This window comes from Pseudonocardia sp. (genome assembly GCF_050250275.1).
In the GTDB taxonomy this organism is placed as follows: domain Bacteria; phylum Actinomycetota; class Actinomycetes; order Mycobacteriales; family Pseudonocardiaceae; genus Pseudonocardia.
In genome coordinates this window covers 1-20,240 of record NZ_JBFWOY010000031.1, presented here as the reverse complement: position 1 = coordinate 20,240, position 20,240 = coordinate 1, and the positions used below count along the sequence as shown (strand labels likewise).

Below are 20,240 nucleotides of genomic sequence, written 5' to 3'. Positions count from 1 at the left end.
TCGCTCATCGTCGGACCCGCTGGGCGGGCGGCCGCGCGGCCGGGGCGCGGTAGGGCTCGGGCGCGGGCAGGCGCAGCAGCCGCGCGATGCGGCCCTGGCCCCCGTTGCGCAGCACCGCGACCGCCTCCGGCTCGTGCCGGGCGGCGTTGGCGAGGACGCCGAACGCGAACATGGTGACCACCAGGGACGTGCCTCCGGACGAGATGAGGGGCAGCTGCAGCCCGGTGACCGGCAGCAGGCCCACGACGTAGCCGATGTTGATGGCGGCCTGGACGACCAGCCACGCGGTGAGGGTGGAGCAGACGATCCGCAGCCACGGGTCGGCGCTGCGGGTGGCGATGCGCAGGCCCGTGTAGGCGAGCGTCGCGAAGAGGGCGAGGACGGCGAAGGCCCCGATGAAGCCGAGCTCCTCGCCGATGATCGCGAAGATGAAGTCGTTGTGCGCGTTGGGCAGGTAGCTCCACTTGGCGCGGCCCTGGCCGAGCCCGACGCCGAACAGGCCGCCGTCGGCGAGCGAGTACAGCGCCTGGGTGGCCTGGTAGCCGGGGCCGAGCGGGTCGGTGCCGGCAGACAGGAAGGCCGTGATGCGGCTCTGCCGGTAGCCGGCCGTGAGACCGAGGATCAGCGCGCCGGCGAGACCACCGCCGGCGAGGGCGAGCAGCAGCCGGCCGCGCGCGCCCGCGAAGAACAGCAGCGCGATGAGCACGATGCCCAGCGACACGGTCATGCCGAGGTCCGGTTCGAGGACCAGCAGCGTCGCGAGCACGAGCGCGACCGGCACGACCGGTGACAGCGCGTGCTTCCAGCGGTGCATGACCTTGCGCCGGGTGGCGAGCACGTGCGCGCCCCACAGGGCGAGCGCCACCTTGGCGGGCTCGCCGGGCTGGAACGCGAAGGGGCCCAGGGTGAACCAGGCCCGCGAGCCGCCGCGGACCGAGCCGAGACCCGGGATCAGCACCAGGGCCAGCAGGATCGCGCACACGAGCAGCAGCACCGGCGACAGGGCGCGCAGCGTGGTCGGCCGGATCCGCAGGCCCACGTAGAACACGACGAGGCCGACGGCGCAGAACATGACCTGCCGGGTGAACACCGAGTACGACGACCCGCCGGAGGTGAGTGACTCGACCGACGACGCCGACAGCACCATGACGAGCCCGAACGTCGTGAGCAGCCCGAAGACGCCCAGGACGAGGTGCAGGGAGGTGAGGGGGCGGCGCAGCCACTGGGCGAGCGCGGTCCCGGCCCGCCCGATCGAGGCCCGGGCGCCGGCGAGGGTGGGCCCCCCGGCGGCCGGCCGGCGCGCGGGCCCCTTGCGCAGCGACACCTTCCCGGTCGCGGCACCGGTGCGGATGCCCCGCTCGGCGGGGCTCATCGCGACGCCTCCGCCGCGGTCTCCCGGCCCGGGGGTCCGGGGGTGCCCGGCTGCGGGCGCGGCGTGTCGGGCAGGGCGGCGACGGCCTCGGCGAACGCCCGTCCCCGGTGGGTGTAGTCGCGGAACTGGTCCATCGACGCCGCGGCCGGGGCGAGGAGGACGACGTCGCCCGGGCGCGCGAGGTCGGCGGCACGGCGCACTGCGGTCGTCATGGGCTCATCGTCACCCGACTCGACCTCGACCACCGGGAGGTCGGGGGCGTGTCGCGCAAGGGCGGCGACGATGTCGGCCCGGTCGGTGCCGATGATCACGGCCGCGCGCAGTCCCTGGGCGCGGCGCGCGACGAGCTCCTCGACCGACGCGCCCTTGAACAGACCGCCCGCCACCCACACGACCCGGCGGTCCTGCTGGGCGGCGAGAGAGGCGTCGGCGGCGTGCGGGTTGGTGGCCTTCGAGTCGTCGACGAACGTGACCCCACCGACCGTGGCGACGGTCGCGGAGCGGTGCGGGCCCGGGGCGAACCCGCCGAGACCGGCGGCGACGGCCTCCGCGGTGACCCCGTGCGCGCGGGCGAGCGCCGCGGCGGCGAGGGCGTCGGTCAATCCGGGCGCGCCGCCCGGGCTGACGATGTCGGCGGCGACGAGCCCGACCGTCTCCCCCGGTGCGCCGAAGGCCCGGTCGACCAGCGTGCCGTCGACGATCCCGAGCTCGCCGGGCCCGGGCACGCCGAGGGTCACCGCGACCCGCAGCGCCGCGGGCGACGCGGCGAGCAGGGTCGCGGCCCAGACGTCGTCGACGCAGCCGACGGCGACCCGGCCGGTGAGCGCGCGCGCCTTCGCCGCCGCGTAGGCGTGCATGCCGCCGTGCCAGTCGAGGTGGTCCTCGGCGACGTTGAGGACGACACCGGCGTCGGGGCGTACCGACGGCGACCGGTACAGCTGGAAGCTCGACAGCTCCACCGCCAGGACACGGTGCCCGGCCGCGACCGCGCTGACCACGGGCAGGCCGATGTTGCCGCAGGCCGCCGCGTCGTGGCCGGCGGCGGCGAGGATCGCGGCCAGCATGCCGGTGGTGGTGGTCTTGCCGTTGGTGCCGGTGACGACGAGCCAGCTCGGCGGCGACGCCGACGCCGCGCCGATCCGCCACGCCAGTTCGGGTTCGCCGATCAGCTCGATGCCGCGGGCGGCGGCCGCGTCGACCAGGGGGTGGTCGGGGCGCAGCCCTGGGCTCGACACGACGAGCTCGGTGCCCTCGGGCAGCCCCGTGTCCGCACGCGCACCGGCGGGCAGGTCGGCGAGGCGGGCGGGGACGTCGTCGGTGACCACGACGTCGGCGCCGTGCGCGACGAGCACCTCGGCGGCCGCGAGCCCGGAGACACCGGCACCGGCGACGACGACCCGCCGCCCGCGGACGGGGTCCTCCGCGGGTGCCGTGCCGACCGTGGGCGCCACTAGACGCCTGCCGAGGCCGTCAGCCACTCGCTGTAGAACAGCCCGAGGCCCAGCGCCGCGCACATGGCGGCGAGCAGCCAGAACCGGATGATGACGGTCGTCTCCGCCCAGCCGGCCAGCTCGAAGTGGTGATGGAACGGGGCCATCCGGAACAGTCTTCGTCGCGTCGTGCGGAACACGACGATCTGCAGGGCCACCGACAGGATCTCCACGACGAACACGCCGCCGATGACGATGAGCAGCAGCTCGGTGCGGGTGACGATCGACAGCCCGGCGATCAGGCCGCCGAGGGCGAGGGAGCCGGTGTCGCCCATGAAGATCCGGGCGGGTGCGGCGTTCCACCACAGGAAGCCGATGCAGGCGCCCATCGCGGCGGCGGCGACGACCGCGACGTCGAGGGGGTCGCGGACCTCGTAGCAGCCGGCCGCGGCGGTGACCGCGCAGCTGTTGCGGAACTGCCAGAAGCCGATGATCGTGTACGTCCCCAGCACCATCGCCGACGTGCCGGCGGCGAGGCCGTCGAGGCCGTCGGTCAGGTTGACCGCGTTCGACCAGGCCGACACGACCAGGTAGCAGAAGATCACGAAGCCGATGGAGCCGAAGCTCAGCACGGCGATCTCGCGGACGAACGACAGCTGGTCCGACGCCGGGGTGAGGTTGCGGGCGTTGGCGAACTTCAGCGCCAGGATCGCGAACACGACCGCCGTGATCAGCTGCCCGACCAGCTTGGACGTCTTGTTCAGGCCCAGGTTGCGGTGGCGGCGGATCTTGATGAAGTCGTCGAGGAACCCGACGAGACCCAGTGCCGTCGTGAGCATCAGGACCAGCAGCGCCGACGCGGTCATCGGCTCGCCGGAGAGCAGGTGCGCGCCCAGGTAGCCGATCCACAGCGCCAGCAGGATCGCGACGCCGCCCATCGTGGGGGTGCCGCGCTTGCTCTTGTGGCTGGCGGGCCCGTCGGCCCGGATCTCCTGGCCGAACCCCTGACGCGAGAAGAACTTGATCAGGTACGGGGTCAGCAGGATGGACACCGCGAGTGCGATGCCGGCGGCGACGAAGACACTCCTCACCGGGACACCAGCTCGTTCTCCTGTCGATCGTCACGGGGTTCGGGGCCGGCCCCGTCGGCCAGCAACGCGGCGGCGACGCGGTCGAGCCCGACCGCGCGGGAGGCCTTGACCAGCACCACGTCGCCGGGGGTGACCTCCGCGCGCAGCAGCGCGAGCGCCGCGGCGGGGTCGGTGACGTGGCGGGCGGTGGAACCGTAGCCGGGCTCGCCGACGGCGACGAGGGCGCCCACGCCGAGCTCGGCGGCGGCAGCCGCGACCTCCGCGTGCGCGGCGGCCGCGGTGTCGCCGAGCTCGGCCATGCGGCCCAGGACGGCCCAGGTGCGCCGGTCGCGGCCCATGTCGGCGAGGGCGACGAGCGCGGCGCGCATCGACTCGGGGTTGGCGTTGTAGGCGTCGTTGACGACGGTGACGCCGTCGGCGCGGTCGGCGACCTCCATCCGCCAGCGCGACGCCGGGGCGGCCGCCGACAGTGACTCCGCGACCCCGGCGGGTGTGGCCCCCAGCTCGACGGCGACCGCGGCGGCGGACAGCGCGTTGCCGACGTGGTGGGCCCCGACCAGCCGCAGCGCGACGTCGGCCTCCCCCGCGGGCGTGACGAGCCGGAACCGGGCGCGGCCCGCGTCGGAGGTGACGTCGACGGCCCGGACCAGCGCGCCGGCACCCAGGCCGACCGGGACGACCCGGGCGGCGGTGCGCGAGGCCATGGCGGCGACGGCCGCGTCGTCGGCGTTGAGGACGGCCACCCCGTCGGCCGGGAGCGCCTCGACCAGCTCGCCCTTGGCCTGCGCGATGGCCTCCGGCGAGCCGAACTCGCCGAGGTGGGCGCGGCCGACGTTGAGCACCACCCCGATCCGCGGCGGCGCCACCCGGCAGAGCGCGGCGACGTGGCCCGGCCCGCGGGCCGACAGCTCCAGGACGAGGTGGCGCGTGCCGGCGTCGGCGCGCAGCGCCGTCCACGGGTGGCCGAGCTCGTTGTTGAACGACCCGGGCGGCGCGACCGTGGGGCCCAGCGGCGCCAGGACGGCGGCCAGCAGGTCCTTGGTGGACGTCTTGCCCGAGCTGCCCGTGACGCCGACGACGGCGAGCCCCGGCAGGGAGTCCACGCTGTGGCGCGCCAGCCTCGCCAGCGCGGCGAGGACCGCGGCGCCCGCGCCGCCGGGGTCGTGTTCGGCGAGGTAGGTGCCCGCTGCGCCCGTCGCGGGCGGGACGACGACCGACGGGGCGTCGACCTCACGGGCCGCGAGCACGCCGGCCGCGCCCGCCGCGACCGCGGCCGCGGCGAAGGAGTGCCCGTCGACGTGCTCACCGGGCAGCGCCAGGAACAGCACGCCGGGTGCGGCCTCACGGGAGTCGAACTCGACCGACGCGACCCGCTCCTCGCCGGTGGCACGGTGCAGCCGCCCGCCGGTGACGGCCGCGACGTCGGCCAGTGTCATGCCGATCATCCGCGCGTCCCACCCGCCGCGAGCAGCGCCGCCCGGACCTCGTCGACGTCGTCGAACGGGTGCTTCACGCCGTCGATCTCCTGGCCCTTCTCGTGTCCCTTACCCGCGACGACGACCACGTCACCCGCGCGGGCCGAGGCGACGGCGGCCGCGATGGCGGCGCGCCGGTCGCCGATCTCGAGGATCTCCCCGCGCCGCGGTTCGCCCTCGGCGCCGGCGCGCATCTGGCGCCGGATCTCGGCGGGGTCCTCGGTGCGCGGGTTGTCGTCGGTGACGACGAGGACGTCGGACCCGGCCGCGGCGATCGCACCCATGAGGGGGCGCTTGCCGCGGTCGCGGTCCCCGCCGCAGCCCAGCACCGTGAGGACGCGGCCCTCGACCTGGGCGCGCAGCGCGTCGAGCAGCGCGCCGACGGCAGCGGGCTTGTGCGCGTAGTCGACGACGACGAGGAAGTCCTGCCCGGCGTCGACGCGCTGCATCCGGCCCGGGACGGCCAGCTCCGCGAACCGGGCGGCGGCCACGGCCGCGGGGACCCCGGCGGCGTCGAGGCAGGCGAGCGCGACCAGCGCGTTCGCGACGTTGTAGGCGCCGGGCAGCCGCAGCGTCACCTCGACCGGGCCACGGGGGGTGCCGGCCGCGAAGTGCTGCGTGCCGTCGGCGTCGCTGCGGACTGCGCCGGCGACGCACCAGTCGGCCGGGCCCGTCGCGCTCACCGTGACCGGCTCCGGGGTGCGGGCGGCGAGCCGGCGGCCCCACTCGTCGTCGACGCACACGACGCGGTGGCGCGCCGCGCCCGGGCGCGCCGGGTCGAACAGCATCGCCTTCGCCTCGAAGTAGTCGTCCATGTCGCGGTGGAAGTCGAGATGGTCCTGCGACAGGTTGGTGAACGCGGCCACCGAGAACCGCGTGCCGGCGACGCGGTCGAGGGCGAGCGCGTGGCTCGACACCTCCATCGCGACGTCGGTGACCCCGCGCTCGGCCATCACCGCGAACAGGGCCTGCAGGTCGGGGGACTCGGGCGTGGTGAACGCGCTCGGCGCCTCGGCGCCGCGAATCCGGGTGGCGACGGTGCCCAGCAGCCCCGTGGCCCGCCCGGCCGCGGCCAGCCCGGCCTCCAGGAGGTGCCCGACGGTCGTCTTGCCGCTCGTGCCCGTGACCCCGATGACGTCGAGCGCCGCGGTCGGGTCGCCGTAGACGCGGGCCGCGAGGTCGCCCAGGACGCGGCGCGGGTGGGGGTGCACGAGCACCGGCACGTCGTCCGCGACGAGCGCGGACCGCACGGCACCGGCCAGGTCGGTGAGCACGGCGGCGGCCCCGGCGGCGATGGCGTCGGCGGCGTAGTCGGCGCCGTGCACGCGCGCACCGGGCAACGCGGCGAACAGGTCGCCGCGCCGCACGTCGGCGGCGCGCAGGGTCGCACCCGTCACGGGGCGCACGGCGGAGGCCGGGTGGCGCAGCTCGGCATCGGCGGCCGCGGCCAGGACCGCGACCTCGACCGGCCGCACGTGGTCCGGCCGCGGGGGCGCGGCGGTCACGGGGGAGCTTGCGGACGGCACGGGGCGTGAGGCTACCGGCGTCCCCGGACACACCCGACGGGCACCGGTGCCGTCGTGACCCGGCCGCTGTGCCGGGCGCACCACCTGCCGCGGCGGGCACACCGGTGGCCGCGACCCCCACGTCGCCGTCACGGTCGCGCACACCGGTCGCCGCCGGAAGCCGACCGATGGTCGATGCGTCGTTCCTGGTCGGCGGGCACGCGTCGGACCCGGCCGGCCCCGGGACGGACCGGACCGGCGGGCGCACCCGCGCGACCCGTCGTCGCGCCCGGGCCGCGCCGTCGGGCAGGCCGCCGCGCCGCGCCGGTCAGGGCGCGACGAGCGTCTGGAACGGGGCGGGCGGGCCGACCGGGATCTGCCCGCGCGCCGCGATGAAGCTCGCCATGTCGTGGAACAGCGGCGCCGCCGACGCCCCACCCGCGGGCGCGTCGAGCATGATCCCGATGACGAACCGCGGGTCCTGCGCGGGCAGCATCCCGGCGAAGGTGATCCAGTACGTCGAGCGGGCGTAGCAGCCGCACGACGGGTCGACCTGCTGGGCCGTGCCCGTCTTGCCGGCGACCTGGTAGCCCTCGACGCCCGCCGCCGCGCCGGTGCCGCGCTGGGCGCCCCTGGCGTCCTGCGTGACCGCGACGAGCATGCCGCGCAACGTCTGCGCCGTCTGCGGGGAGATCACCCGGACCGGCTCCGGCGGCGGCGGCAGGGTGCGTACCCCGCCCGGGCCGACCGTCGACGCCACGATCCGCGGCGGGATGCGCACGCCGTCGTTGGCCACCGCCTGGTACATCCCGGCCATCTGGAGCACCGTCATCGACAGGCCCTGGCCGATGGGCAGGTTGCCGAACGTCGACCCCGACCAGGTGTCGCGCGGTGGCACCCGCCCGGCGCTCTCCCCCGGCAGCCCGATGCCGGTCTTCTGGCCCAGCCCGAACTTCGCGAGCATGTCCGCGAACCGGTCCTCGCCGACCTTCTGCGCCGTCATGATCGTGCCGACGTTCGACGACTTCGCCAGCACACCGGTCAGGGTGTAGTGGTCGAGCCCGTGCTTCCACGCGTCGTTGACCGTGCGGTCGGCGACCTTGATGCTGCCCGGCACGTCGAGCACGTCGTCGGGCTTGGCCAGCCCGTACTCCAGCGCGGCCGACATCGTCACGATCTTGTTGACCGACCCCGGCTCGAACGGCGACGTCACCGCCGCGTTGCCCATCGACGCCGAGCTGGCCCCCGCCAGGTTCGACGGGTCGAACGTGGTGCCGTTGGCCAGGGCCAGCACCTCACCCGTCTTCGCGTCGAGGACGACGGCCGAGCCGCCCTTCGCGTTCGTCTTCGCGACGTAGTCCTGCAGCTGGCGCTGGATCGTGTACTGGATGTCGGAGTCGATCGTGAGCTGGATGTCCGAGCCGGGCACCGCGTCCTGCTGGGCGCGGGTGCTGCCCGGGATGATCGCGGAGCTGCCCTCGGCGGTGTCGACGACCTCGTAGCCGTCGGTACCGGCCAGCAGCGCGTCCTGCGAGCTCTCCAGCCCCACCAGACCGGTGAGCTTCTTGTCGCCGCTGTTCCACGACGCCGCGCCGACCACGTTGGCCGCCAGGCTCCCGCCCGGGTACTGACGCGACTCGCGCTTCTCCTCGGCGATCTCCGGGAACGCCGCGCGCAGCTCCCGCGCCGCTCCCGGGTCGGCCAGCGACGCCAGGACGACGTAGCCCCTGTCGCTGTTGAGCAGCGCGAGCAGCGCGTTCGGGTCGCCGCCGGTGCGCGCGGCGACGGCCGTGGCCATCTGCTGCTTGTACGCCGCGGCCTGCGCCCCCTTCTGCGAGGTGATCAGCCGCGGGTTGGTGACGAGCGCGCTCGCCTCGGTGCTGAACGCCAGCGGGGTGCCGTTGCGGTCGAGGATCGAGCCGCGTTCGGCGGGCAGCGCCAGCCGCGTGGTGCGCTGCTTCTCCGACGACGCCGTGAGCGAGGCCGACTGGAACGTCTGCACGCTGATGAGCTTGATCAGCGACAGCGCCAGCAGCGCGACCAGGACGAGGGTGCCGATCCGCATCCGGCGCGACGGGTCACCCGCGCGGGCGGGCGCCGGCCGCGGCGGGACCGGGCGACGCGGTGGCGCCGTCCGGGCGGGCCCGGTGGACCGGGACCGGGGCGGCGCGACGGGCATCAGCCCGCTCCACCCGTCGGGGTTCCCGCGTCGGCCTGGGACTGGGCGTCCTCGGTCGCCGCGTTCGTGCCTGCCGGCGGTTCGGCCGGTGTCTGGGCCTGGGCGCCGGGGGCCTGCGCACCCGGCGTCTGCGCACCCGGCGTCTGGGCACCCGGCGTCTGGGCACCCGGCGTCTGCGCACCCGGCGTCTGGGCACCCGGCGTCTCGGCGGCGGCGGGCGGCGGCGTCCCGGTTCCCGCAGCCGCGGCACCGGCCGCACCCGGGTCCGGCGCGCCGGCGTCCGCGGGCGGCGGGGTCTGCGCCTGGGCGCCGGGGTCGGCGGGCGGGGCCGGGGGCGGCGGCGGGGCCTGCGCGGCCGACGGCTCACCGACCAGCGTGACCGCCCCGTCGGCCCCGACGACGAGCCGGGCCGGGTTCTGCGACGGCACCATGCCCAGATCGGAGGCACGCCGCGCCAGCGCGGGCGAGGCGTCGAGCGCCGCGACCTGCTTGCGCAGCAGCTCGCTCTGCTCGGTGAGGTCACGGGTCGCGGTCCGGGCGTCCTGCAGCCGGTAGGAGTCGGCGGCGGCCGCGGTCGACAGCCACAGCGTCGCCACCAGGCCGACGGCCAGCAGCACCATCACGAGCAGCACGAACTGGGCGCGCCCGGCGGGTGCCCCCTGCTTGTGGACCCGGCCACCCACGATGCGGCGCAACCGGTCGTCACGGCGGGCGTAGGCACGCTGGGCCGCGGTCCGCGGGCTCGCGGCCTTCGTCGTGGTTCGGGTGGCCGTCGTCCTCGCCGTACCCCGGGTCGAGCCCGATCGTGTCCGCTGCGCCGGGACCTCGACGACGCGCGCCGACCGCGGGGCCGGCACCGCCGCCCTGGCCCGCCGCGACCGCGACGGTGCCGCGACGTGTTGACGTTCAGTGACAGGTGCACTCACGACGACCCCCCGGTCACGCGGATGACGCTGCTTGCGGTGGCCACCCCGCCGGCCGCGCGGGCGGCGGCGGAGTGGTGGCGCGGACCGGGCGCCGTGACGGTCGGCCGGGCGGTCATGCCGCCTCCCGGATCCGCTCGGCGGCACGCAGGCGCACCGAGGCGGCCCGCGGGTTGTCCGCGATCTCGTCCTCGGACGCGGGCTGCGACCCCCGGACCAGCAGCCGCAGCTCCGGGCCGTGGCCCGGGAGCTCGACGGGCAGGTCCTGCGGGGACGTCGACACCGAACGGGCCGCGAGCTCGCGCTTGACCAGCCGGTCCTCGAGCGAGTGGTAGGACAGCACGACGACCCGCCCACCGACGGTCAAGGAGTCGAGCGCCGCGGGCACGGCGGCCCGCAGCGCGTCGAGCTCGCCGTTGACCTCGATGCGCAGCGCCTGGAACGTGCGCTTGGCGGGATGACCACCGGTGCGCCGCGACGCTGCGGGCACCGTGGCGTAGAGCAGCTCCACGAGCTCGGTGCTGCGGGTGAACGGCCGGTGGTCGCGCGTCCGGCCGATCGCCGCGGCGATCCGGCCCGCGAAGCGCTCCTCCCCGTACTCGCGCAGGATCCGCGCGAGCTCCGGCACGGGGTAGGTGTTGACGACGTCGGCCGCGGTCGGGCCCGTGGTGGGGTCCATCCGCATGTCGAGGTCGGCGTCACGGGAATAGGAGAAGCCCCGCTCGTCGGCGTCGAGCTGGAGGGAGGACACCCCCAGGTCGAACAGCACACCGTCGGCCCCGCCCAGCCCCAGCTCCGCGAGGACGTCGCCGATGCGGTCGTACACGGCGTGGACGAGGTGGGTCCGGCCGGCGTAGGCCACGAGACGGCGGCCCGCGAGCTCGAGAGCCTGCGGGTCGCGGTCGAGACCGACGAGCGTCAACTGCGGATGTGCGGCGAGCAACGCCGCGGAGTGGCCGCCCAGCCCCAGCGTGGCGTCCACCACGACCGCCGGACGTCCGGCGAGCGCGGGTTCGAGCAGCTCGAGAACACGGGGCAGCAGTACGGGGACGTGCCTGGCCCCAGCCGGCCCGTCTCCCTCAGGGTGCTGCCCCACCGTTCACCTCGCCTTGCCCGTCGCCGCCACCACGGTCCTTGCTGTCGTGCTCCGCGTATGCCGACGGTAGGGCGCACGAGCCCCCGATCGCCGCCGTGTGCGGCCCGCACTCCCCAGCCGGGCCGGTCGCCGGGCGATGCCTCCTCCCGGGTGCCGGGTGCCACTCGCGGGGACGGACCTGGCGCCGGGGAAGGTGCGTCAGGGCTGTCCGTCGCGACGGGCGGCCACGGCCCCCGGGAGGGGGCATCGCCTGGAGGTCAGAATCCGGGAAGGACCTCCTCCTGCGCCTTCGCGTACTCGTCCTCGTGTCGCTGCTGGTACTCCGCCCAGGCCTGCGCGTCCCAGATCTCGGCGCGCGTGAACGCGCCGATCACCACGCAGTCCTTGGTGAGACCGGCGTACCGACGCAGGTCCGGGTTGATCGCGATCCGGCCCTGGCCGTCGGGGTTCTGCTCGTCGGTCCCGGAGAACAGGTTGCGCTGGAACGCCCGGGCCGACTCGTTGGTCAACGGTGCCGACGCGATCTTCGCCGCCAGCTCGCCGAACGCCTCGCGGGTGAACACGTAGAGGCAGTGGTCCTGCCCTTTCGTGATCATCAGGCCACCTCGGAGTTCGTCGCGGAACTTCGCGGGCAGCGTGAGCCGCCCCTTGTCGTCGAGCTTGGGGGTGAACGTGCCGAGGAACATCGGCCCGCCTCTCCCGAGGTCCCGGTTGCTCCAACAGGCCCCACACTACCCCACTTCACTCCACCGTCAACCCGAAACGCGTCCCACCCGCACCACGATCGGCGGATATCCGCAGCTCAGCGACAGTGGGGACGAGTGGGGGCGCGACGGGGGCCACGCTCGCCCCACCCCACCGCGGACCACCTGTTCAGCGCCCCGACGTGCCTCCGAACGGGTGTCGGAGCCCTCTGGTGGGGAGTCGTGGGGGACGCGGGGGTCCGCCACCGCACCCCGGTGGGGCACGGTGGGGGGAGCGGGCGACAGGCCCGACCGGCCGCCGCGCGACGGGCACCGATCGGCGAGACGCAATCGTGATGACACTCGTCCGAGCGAAGTCCCGGCGCGTCGTTTGACAGACTGTGGTGACGCCTCCCGCGGATCCCGCCGCGTATGGGGTGCCGTACTCCCCCGCACCACCCGACACCACGACCGAGAGCACGACCGAGAGGACGACGGTGACCACGACGAGCAGCCGGCCCGGACGGTCCCGCGCGGCCACCGACACCGACACCGACCTCCCCGCCGTCGGGGCGATCGCCGATGTCACGGCGCGCATCGCCGCGAGCATCGGACGGGTCCTCGTCGGCAAGCCCGAGGTCGTCCGCGTCGCCCTCGTGACGCTGCTCGCCGAAGGTCACCTCCTCGTCGAGGACGTCCCCGGCGTCGGCAAGACGTCGCTGGCCAAGGCACTCGCCCGGTCCATCGACTGCTCGGTCAGCCGCGTCCAGTTCACCCCGGACCTCCTGCCCGGCGACATCACGGGCATGTCCATCTACAACCGGCACTCCAGCGAGTTCGAGTTCCGGCCCGGCCCCGTCTTCGCCAACATCGTCATCGCCGACGAGATCAACCGCGCCTCCCCCAAGACACAGTCGGCACTGCTCGAATGCATGGCCGAGGACCAGGTCACCGTCGACGGCGCCACCTACCAGCTCGCCGCACCGTTCATGGTCGTCGCCACCCAGAACCCCGTCGAGATGGACGGCACCTTCCCGCTGCCCGAGGCCCAGCGCGACCGGTTCACCGCCCGCGTCTCCATCGGCTACCCCGACCCCGCCGCCGAGCTCGCGATGGTCGACGAGCACGCCGCGTCCGACCCGCTCGAGACGCTGCGCCCCGTCACCGACGCCCGCACCGTCCGCGACATCGTCGACGCCGTCAAGCACCTGCACATCGCGCCCGAGGTGCGCCAGTACTGCGTCGACATCGTCACCGCCACCCGCACGCTGCCCGACCTGCGCCTCGGCGCCTCCCCCCGGGCCACCCTGCACCTCGTCCGCGCCGCCCGCGCCCAGGCCGCGCTCGCCGGCCGCCACTACGTCGTCCCCGACGACGTGCAGGCCGTCGCCGTCCCCGTGCTCGCCCACCGGCTCGTACTCACCCCCGAGGCCCAGGCCGCGCGCCGGTCGGCGGGCGACATCGTCCGCGCCCTCGTCGGCGGGCTGCCCGTCCCCGTCCCGGCCGCGCGCTCGGGAGCCTGACCCGGTGGCGTCACCGCGGTGGTCCTCCGGGCTGACCGTGCGCGGCCGCTGCCTGCTCGCAGGCGGCATCGCCACGGCCGTCAGCGCCGTCGTCCTCGACGAACGCGACCTGCTGCGACTCGCCCTGTTCGTCGTCGCGCTGCCGCTGCTGTCACTGGCCATCGCGGCGCTGACCCGGCGCGCCGTCCGCGCCCACCGCACCGTCGATCCCGCCCGCGTCCCCGTCGGCACCGACTGCGCCGTCGACGTCCGCCTCACCGGCGGACCCCTCGTCGGGGCCCTGCGCGTCGCCGACAGCGTGCCCGACGCCGCCGGTCCCCAGCCGACGGCACCGCCGCGGTTCACCGTCCACCGGCTGCCCGCCCGCTCCGGGGTCACCCTGCGCTACCCGCTGCGACCCGTCCTGCGCGGCGAACACCGCGTCGGGCCCCTCGTCGCCCGCATCACCGACCCGCTCGGGCTCGCCGAGTTCCCCCGCCGCTACGGCGAGGCCGACCGGCTCCTCGTCCTGCCCGCCACCGTCGACCTGCACGGCCTGCCGTCCGCGCTCGGGGGTGGCGAGGGCACCCCCGGCGCGGTCGTCGCCCACCAGGGCGTCGGCGAACCCGACGTCATGGTGCGCCCCTACCGTGCGGGCGACGAGCTGCGCCGCGTCCACTGGCGGGCCACCGCCCGCCACGACGACCTCATGGTCCGCCTCGAGGAACGACCCTGGCGCGGCGAGATCACCGTGCTGCTCGACCGGCGCGACGGCGCCCACCGCGGCGACGGCCCGACCTCCAGCCTGGAGTACACGGTCTCGCTCGCCGCGAGCATCAGCCTGCACATGATCCGCAACGGCGAACCCGTCACCGTCGTCACCGAGGACGGCACCGCCCTCGGCGACCGCGTCGGCGGAACCGTCGGCGGCGCGCCCTCGCCCGGGGCCGACCGCATCCTCGACGCGCTGGCCACGCTGCGCGTCTCCGCCCGCACCGGGCTCGGCGGCCCGCCCATCGCCCCCACCGGCGACGTCGTCGCCATCCTCGGCGCCACCACCGTCGACGACGTCGGCGCCCTCCTCGAACGCCGCCCCCACGGCGGCCACGCGATCCTGCTCGACGTCGCCGGCTGGGACAGCACCGGCGCCGCCCGCGCCCCCGGCGCCGACGCCGCCGCGGCCGCCCTGCGCGTCGCCGGCTGGCACGTCGCCGTCGCCCGCGCCGACACCGACCCCCGGGCCTGCTGGGCCGAGCTCGCCTCCGGACGCCGCGTCGTCGCCGGGAGCCTGTCGTGAGCGCACCCGCGCCGCCCCGGCCCACAACCCCCTCCCCCACCGCGCCCCCCGCCCGGCGCCCGGCGCCCCGGCCCCGCCGCGCCGGAGCGCTCGTCGCCGTCGCCGCCGGCATCGCCGTCCTGCTCGCCGCCGCACCCATCGCCGCCGTCGTCTCCGGCCTCGGCTGGCTCGGGCACGCCGCCGGGATCGTCGCCCTCACCGTGCTCGTCGGGGTGGCGCTGCGCCGCGCCCACGCCGTCATCGGCGCCGTCGCCTGCCTCGTCGCCGTTCTCGAGTACCTGGTCGTCGCCTTCACCCCCGAGTGGTGGCCGGGCCCCGCCGCGTTCGCCGAGCTCGGCCGCCTCGTCGCCGGAGCGGGCGACCAGATCGGCGTCGGCGTCCCGCCCATCGCGGGCACCCCCGAGATCCTGCTGCTGACGACCGGCGCCCTCGGTGTCGTCGCCGTCGTCGTCCAGCTCATCGCCGTCGTCGGCCAGGCACCCGCCGCCGCCGGCGTCCCGCTGCTCGCCGTCTACGCCGTCCCCACCGCACTCACCGGGCAGCTGCTGCCGTGGTGGGCCGTCGCCGGACCGGCCGCCGGGTTCGCGCTGCTGCTGCTCACCCGCCGCGGCGCCCGGCGCCAGCTGCCCGCGGGCGCCGTCATGACCGCCGCCGCCGTCGTCGTCGCCCTGCTCGCCGGGTCGCTGTTCACCGCCGTCGGCACCACCGGCCGCTTCTCCAGCGGCAACGCCGGAGCCACCGGCGCGATCGGGCTCAACCCCTTCACCGCCCTGCGCGGCCAGCTCACCCGCGGTACCCCCACCGACCTGTTCGAGATCTCCGGCCTGCCCAAGGCCCAGTACATGCGCGCCCTGACCCTGCGCGACTTCGCCGCCGACCGCGGATTCGTCGCCACCGCCCCCGCACCGGGCGTCCCCGTCGACGACGCCGACCTGCCCGGCCTGCCCACCGGCAACGCCGAACGCGCCACCGTCGGCGTCGAGAACGTCGGCTTCCGCGACTACTGGCTCCCCCTCTACGGCACCCCGCAACGCATCGACGGCCTCTCCGACGAATGGTCGTTCGACCCCGTCTCCGGCATCGCCTACAGCACCCGCCAGCGCGAGGAGAGCGGCTGGACCCAGTCCGCCGTGCTCAGCACCCCCAGTGCCGAGGAACTGCGAGCCGCCACCGCCGCACCCGGCGCCGTCGACATCGGCTACCTCAACGTCGCCGGCGTCGACCCCCGCGTCGGGGCCCTGACCGCCGAGGTCACCCGCGGACGGGTCAACGCCTTCGACAAGGCCATGGCCGTCACCGACTTCTTCACCGGCCCGTCCACGCAGTTCCGCTACAGCCTGCAGACCGCCCCCGGCACCGGTGACGACGCCCTCGTCGACTTCCTCACCCAGGGCCGCACCGGCTACTGCGAACAGTTCGCGACCGCGATGGCCGTCATGCTGCGCACCGTCGGCGTCCCCTCCCGCGTCGCCGTCGGATTCACCGGCGGCGCCGTCGACGGCGACCGCCGGCTGATCACCAGCTCCGACGCCCACGCCTGGGTCGAGGTCTACTTCGCCGGCTACGGCTGGACCGCGTTCGACCCCACCCCGCTCGCCGACGGCCGCACCATCGTCCCCGCCTACGTGCAGCAGGCCCGCGACCAGGGCGGCGCCGACCCCGAACCCGCCACCCCCCGGGACGCCGACCCGACCCCCGACAACGGCCCGGACCCCGGCACCCCGCAGGACCAGGCCCCCAGCCCCGACCAGCCGGCACCCGCCGCGCAGGGGTCGACCTCCTGGACCGTCCCGCTGCTCGCCCTCGCCGGGCTGCTGGTCATCACCGCGCTCGTCCTGCCCTCGCTGCTGCGGCGCGGGCAGCGCCGCCGTCGCCTCGCCGCCGCCGGGGCGGGCGGGCCCGACGCCGCCGAACAGGCCTGGGCCGAGATCGTGGCCGAGTCCACCGACCGCGGCCTCACGATCCCCGACACCGACACGGTCCGCGGCGCCGCCCGACGGCTCGTCAGCGCCCACAGCCTCGGCGACCCCGCCCGCGACGCCCTGCGCGCGCTGGTCACCGAGGTCGAGGCCGCGCGCTACGCCGGGGCCCCGTCGCAGACCGACGGCGCCGCCCTCACCGCGGCCGTCGGAACCGTCCGGGAGGCGATGGCCGAGGGCACCCCCGTCGGTCCGGCTCGCAGGCTCTTTCCCCGCTCGGTGACCTCCCGCCGCACCGCCGCCCCCGCGAAGGACGCCACCCCCGCCTGAGCCCGTGACCGGGTCCCGCCGTGCGGATCGGCGCGACGCCGCGTTGGTCGGCGCCGCGTCCGGCCGGCGCCCCGTTCGGCCGGCGCCCCGTTCGGCCGGCGCCCCGTTCGGCCGGCGCCCCGTCGGCGGGCGCCGCGGGGTCGGCGCCGCGGGTCGGGAGTGGCGGCCGTGCCTCGGGTTCCGGCGGCGGCCCGGGCCGAAGGTGGCCGGGCCGCGCACGGCGGTGCGGTCCGGGGCGCAACACCGTCCCCCGGCGCCCTCGGCCGATCACGCTGCACAGACGACGACGGCGGCCCCGAAGGGCCGCCGTCGTGGTGGGACCGTGGTCCCGAAGCGTCAGGTGGTTCCTGCGCGAAGCGTCAGGTCATTCCTGGTCGAAGCGCCGGCGGAAGCGCTCCTCCATCTTGCCGGTGATCCCGCCACGTTCCTGGGCCTGCTGCGGGGCGCTCTTGCCACCCTGCGCCGCGGTGGCGCTGCCGGCGCCCACCGAGGTGACGGCCAGGACCGCACCGCCGAGCATCAGCAGGAACCCCACCACGCTCAGGACGGGGAAGCTGCTGGCCAGCCACAACGCGCGTACCGCCACCCCGACCACGAGCAGAACGAGGCCGAGGAGGAACACCAGGACGCCTTGCAGGCGCCTGCGGCGGGTGGGTTTGCGCATCCGGCCGCCGCGTACGGACGATGCGAACTTGGGATCTTCGGCGTAGAGAGCACGCTCGATCTGGTCGAGCAGTCGCTGCTCGTGCTCGGAGAGGGGCATGTCTTCGCCTCCGGCACACGATGTTCGGTCGGGTCATCTTCCATGGTGCCGGAACGACACGACGAGCGCCCGGGGTGGACGTCTAGTGCAGAGGATACGAGTCCGACGCCTGGTCCACTAGCCGGAGTATCCAACACGACTGTCCGATCTTCGAACGGCTCGGGCGATTCGCCCTCCGGACGGCCCCGTGGCCGTCCCGCGGCGGCACCGGGCCGGGGTTGCGGGGCGCGATCCCGGCGGCGTGGTGCGCCGCGACGATCAGGGCCGGCGGGCGAGGGCGTGCAGCCGCGCGGCGACCTCACGCAGCGCCGGCACCCCGGCCGCGAGCAACTCGAGCTCGGCGACCTCCGCGGCGCCACCGTCGCGGACGGAGCCGGGCAGCCACCCGTCGAGTACCCCGTCGCCCTGGAGGGCCTCGACCACGAGACCCGCGCCGTCGAGCAACGCGCGCAGGCCGGGGCCGTCGAGGCGGCGGCGGAGCTTGTCGTCCGGGCCGGAGCGCCCGTCGGAGTCGGTGAGGACCGCACGCGCCTCGACGAGCCGGCCCGCGAGCACGCGGGTGAGCACCGCGGCGGTACGTCCCGCCACCAGCACCGACACCGCGGCGCCGGGGGCGGCGGCCGCGGTGAGGGCGGCGACGGCACCGTGGGCGTCGTCGACGACCTCGAGCAGCCCGTGACCCAGCACCAGGTCGGCGCTGCCGGGCTCGATGCACTCGGTGAGGGCGTCGACGTCGCCCTGCACCGCGCTCACGTGTTCGCCGACGCCCGCCTCACGGGCCCGGCGCTGCAGGGCGGCGAGCGCGTTGGGGCTGCTGTCGACGACCGTCACCGTGCAACCCGCGGCCGCGAGCGGCACCGCCCACGCGCCGCTTCCGCCGCCCACGTCGACCACCAGTGGTCGGCGGGCGGGGTGCGCCGCCCGGACTCGATCCAGCTCCGCCTCGAGAACTCGGCCCACCCGGCTGCCGCCGGACGCACCGAGCAGATCTCCCGCCGCCGCAGTCACGGACCGCAGCGTAGTGGTGCCCACGACGGAGTAAGTTGATCGCGTGCACGTCGTCGCCACGTTGAGCCTCAAGGGCGGTGTCGGGAAGACCACTGTCGCCCTCGGTCTCGCGGGTGCCGCCCTGCATCACGGCATCCGGACGCTGCTGGTCGACCTCGACCCTCAGGCCAACGCCACCATCGCCCTCGACGTCGAGCCCACGACGGCGACGATCGCCGACGTGCTCGACGACCCGCGACGATCGGTGCTGCGCCGCGCCATCGCGCCCAGCGGGTGGGGCGAGGGGCTCGACGTCGTCGTCGGTGCGGAGCAGACCGAGCGGCACAACCATCCCGATCCGGGGCCGAAGCAGCTCAACCGGCTGGCCCGGGCGCTCTCGCGGCTGCACGAGCTGCCCGACACCGACCCCGACGACGACGACCCGATCGGTCACGCCGCCGGGTACGACGCCGACGAGCCCGACGCCTACCGGCTGGTGGTCATCGACTGCCCGCCGTCGTTGGGGCAGCTCACCCGCAGCGCGTTGACGGCCGCGCAGCGGGCGATCCTCGTGACCGACCCGACGATGTTCGCGGTGGCCGGCGTGCAGCGGGCGTTCGACGCCGTCCACACCGAACGCCACCGGGGCAACCCCGAGCTCCAGCCGCTGGGCGTGCTGATCAACCGGGTCCGCCCCCGCAACGCCGAACACGACTACCGCATCTCCGAGCTGCGCGAGATCTTCGGGCCCCTGGTGTTCAGCGGTGTGCTGCCCGACCGGTCGGCCGTGCAGCAGGCCCAGGGTGCGTGCCTGCCCATCCAGGCGTGGGACACCCCGGGGGCGCGGGAGGTCTCGGCGGTGTTCACGTCGCTGCTGGGCCGGGTGCTGCGCAGCGGGCGCGGCATCGGCCGCCCGGGCGCCTCGCCGCCCCCGCCCATCTCCTGACCCGGCAGCGCCCCCGCGCACGTCGGCGGCGACGCTCATCGGCCCGGTATGTCGGCCGCGACGAGCGCGACGAACTGCTCGGCCTGGCGCAGCAGGTCGTCGGCATCGCGCCGGCTCACCAGCCGCGCGATCCCGGCCTCGGCCGCCGCCCGGGTCGCGGAGCAGGAGGCGAAGAACGCCGCCCACTCCCCCAGCTCCGGTGCCACCCCGGCGAGGAGGTCCCACACGTTGCGGGTGGCACCCCGACGCGGCTGCGGGCGCGCCCGCACCGCCAGCACCGCGGCGGCCGCGCGCAACGCCGACAGATAGGCGGCGGGGTAGCGGCGCAACGGGTCGTCGAGGATGCGGGCCTCGGCCAGCCCCTCCTGGGCCTGCCGCAGCAGGGCGCTCCCGTGCCGTGACGTCGGCGGGGCGGCCAGCGGCGCGCGCCGCGTCCGCGCGCCGCCGGTCCCGGCCCGGCGCCCCGTGGCGGCAGGACGTGCCGGGGCTTCCCCACCCCGGCCCCGCCCGGCCTGCCGCGGCCGCCGCGGCCCGGGCACGAACGGCAGCACCGTCTGCCCCGGGGTCTCGCCTTGCCGCTCGGGCCCGCCGTCACGTGACGGCGCGTCCGGCCGGCCGGGTGCCTGCTCCCGCACGTGCTCCAGTACGTGGTCCACCGTCGCCTCCGCCGCCGTGTCGTCCTCCGTGTCGTCCCCGGCCACCCGCACCAGCACCGGACGAACCCGCGCCCGCGAGGTCACTT

General features: G+C 75.9%; 16 protein-coding genes. 4 read left to right on the top strand and 12 right to left on the bottom strand.

The window, feature by feature from the left end:
* Positions 1 to 4: 4 nt before the first annotated feature.
* From ftsW to mraZ, 9 genes are all read right to left on the bottom strand, one after another.
* Positions 5 to 1,372, bottom strand: a complete 1,368-nt coding sequence (gene ftsW / locus AB7F12_RS24355) for a putative lipid II flippase FtsW (protein WP_428500691.1) — start codon at positions 1,370 to 1,372, stop codon at positions 5 to 7.
* Complete coding sequence (murD, locus tag AB7F12_RS24350) at positions 1,369 to 2,823, bottom strand: UDP-N-acetylmuramoyl-L-alanine--D-glutamate ligase (protein WP_428500701.1); 1,455 nt, start codon at positions 2,821 to 2,823, stop codon at positions 1,369 to 1,371. Before murD ends, ftsW begins: the two co-directional genes overlap by 4 nt.
* Positions 2,823 to 3,893 (bottom strand): phospho-N-acetylmuramoyl-pentapeptide-transferase, encoded by a 1,071-nt coding sequence (mraY, locus tag AB7F12_RS24345; RefSeq protein ID WP_428500692.1) that lies wholly within the window; start codon positions 3,891 to 3,893, stop codon positions 2,823 to 2,825. Before mraY ends, murD begins: the two co-directional genes overlap by 1 nt.
* On the bottom strand, positions 3,890 to 5,338 hold the full coding sequence (locus AB7F12_RS24340) for a UDP-N-acetylmuramoyl-tripeptide--D-alanyl-D-alanine ligase (protein ID WP_428500693.1): 1,449 nt from the start codon (positions 5,336 to 5,338) through the stop codon (positions 3,890 to 3,892). The genes mraY and AB7F12_RS24340 overlap by 4 nt, the downstream gene beginning before the upstream one ends.
* The gene (locus AB7F12_RS24335; protein ID WP_428500694.1) at positions 5,335 to 6,894 is read right to left on the bottom strand and encodes a UDP-N-acetylmuramoyl-L-alanyl-D-glutamate--2,6-diaminopimelate ligase; all 1,560 of its coding nucleotides are present in this window, start codon (positions 6,892 to 6,894) and stop codon (positions 5,335 to 5,337) included. The genes AB7F12_RS24340 and AB7F12_RS24335 overlap by 4 nt, the downstream gene beginning before the upstream one ends.
* Before the next feature lie 307 nt (positions 6,895 to 7,201).
* Positions 7,202 to 8,938, bottom strand: a complete 1,737-nt coding sequence (locus tag AB7F12_RS24330; protein ID WP_428500695.1) for a peptidoglycan D,D-transpeptidase FtsI family protein — start codon at positions 8,936 to 8,938, stop codon at positions 7,202 to 7,204.
* A gap of 113 nt (positions 8,939 to 9,051) precedes the next feature.
* Positions 9,052 to 9,909 (bottom strand): hypothetical protein, encoded by an 858-nt coding sequence (locus AB7F12_RS24325; protein WP_428500696.1) that lies wholly within the window; start codon positions 9,907 to 9,909, stop codon positions 9,052 to 9,054.
* A gap of 181 nt (positions 9,910 to 10,090) precedes the next feature.
* On the bottom strand, positions 10,091 to 11,071 hold the full coding sequence (gene rsmH, locus AB7F12_RS24320) for a 16S rRNA (cytosine(1402)-N(4))-methyltransferase RsmH (RefSeq protein ID WP_428500697.1): 981 nt from the start codon (positions 11,069 to 11,071) through the stop codon (positions 10,091 to 10,093).
* Positions 11,072 to 11,328: 257 nt separating this feature from the next.
* Positions 11,329 to 11,757 carry a division/cell wall cluster transcriptional repressor MraZ gene (mraZ, locus tag AB7F12_RS24315; protein WP_428500698.1) on the bottom strand — a complete coding sequence of 143 codons (429 nt, stop codon included), beginning with the start codon at positions 11,755 to 11,757 and terminating at the stop codon, positions 11,329 to 11,331.
* Positions 11,758 to 12,329: 572 nt separating this feature from the next.
* Between mraZ and AB7F12_RS24310 the strand changes: the two genes are divergently transcribed.
* Genes AB7F12_RS24310 through AB7F12_RS24300 form a run of 3 tightly spaced genes read left to right on the top strand, consistent with a single transcriptional unit; the run spans position 12,330 to position 16,802 of the window.
* Entirely contained in the window at positions 12,330 to 13,277 is a 948-nt protein-coding gene (locus AB7F12_RS24310) for an AAA family ATPase (RefSeq protein ID WP_428500702.1), read from the top strand.
* A 4-nt stretch (positions 13,278 to 13,281) separates the two neighbouring features.
* The gene (locus tag AB7F12_RS24305) at positions 13,282 to 14,553 is read left to right on the top strand and encodes a DUF58 domain-containing protein (RefSeq protein WP_428500699.1); all 1,272 of its coding nucleotides are present in this window, start codon (positions 13,282 to 13,284) and stop codon (positions 14,551 to 14,553) included.
* A complete protein-coding gene (locus AB7F12_RS24300; protein ID WP_428516379.1) occupies positions 14,550 to 16,802 on the top strand; it encodes a transglutaminaseTgpA domain-containing protein in 2,253 nt (750 codons plus the stop codon). Before AB7F12_RS24305 ends, AB7F12_RS24300 begins: the two co-directional genes overlap by 4 nt.
* Before the next feature lie 364 nt (positions 16,803 to 17,166).
* Here the strand turns inward: AB7F12_RS24300 and AB7F12_RS24295 are convergent, their stop codons facing one another.
* Entirely contained in the window at positions 17,167 to 17,565 is a 399-nt protein-coding gene (locus AB7F12_RS24295) for a DUF3040 domain-containing protein (protein ID WP_428502808.1), read from the bottom strand.
* 258 nt (positions 17,566 to 17,823) lie between these two features.
* Entirely contained in the window at positions 17,824 to 18,573 is a 750-nt protein-coding gene (locus AB7F12_RS24290) for a class I SAM-dependent methyltransferase (protein ID WP_428502807.1), read from the bottom strand.
* A 43-nt stretch (positions 18,574 to 18,616) separates the two neighbouring features.
* Here AB7F12_RS24290 and AB7F12_RS24285 point away from each other — a divergent pair, with 43 nt between their 5' ends.
* Positions 18,617 to 19,498 carry a ParA family protein gene (locus AB7F12_RS24285; protein WP_428502806.1) on the top strand — a complete coding sequence of 294 codons (882 nt, stop codon included), beginning with the start codon at positions 18,617 to 18,619 and terminating at the stop codon, positions 19,496 to 19,498.
* Positions 19,499 to 19,533: 35 nt separating this feature from the next.
* Here AB7F12_RS24285 and AB7F12_RS24280 read toward each other — a convergent pair.
* Positions 19,534 to 20,240 (bottom strand): SAV_6107 family HEPN domain-containing protein (locus AB7F12_RS24280; protein WP_428518003.1); only part of this gene is annotated, 707 nt, incomplete at its 5' end.

Coding starts and splice junctions, on each gene's coding strand:
- ftsW (WP_428500691.1), bottom strand. CDS start 1,372: ATGAGCCCCGCCGAGCGGGGCATCCGCACCGGTGCCGCGACCGGGAAG.
- AB7F12_RS24340 (WP_428500693.1), bottom strand. CDS start 5,338: ATGATCGGCATGACACTGGCCGACGTCGCGGCCGTCACCGGCGGGCGG.
- AB7F12_RS24330 (WP_428500695.1), bottom strand. CDS start 8,938: ATGCGGATCGGCACCCTCGTCCTGGTCGCGCTGCTGGCGCTGTCGCTG.
- mraZ (WP_428500698.1), bottom strand. CDS start 11,757: ATGTTCCTCGGCACGTTCACCCCCAAGCTCGACGACAAGGGGCGGCTC.
- AB7F12_RS24295 (WP_428502808.1), bottom strand. CDS start 17,565: ATGCCCCTCTCCGAGCACGAGCAGCGACTGCTCGACCAGATCGAGCGT.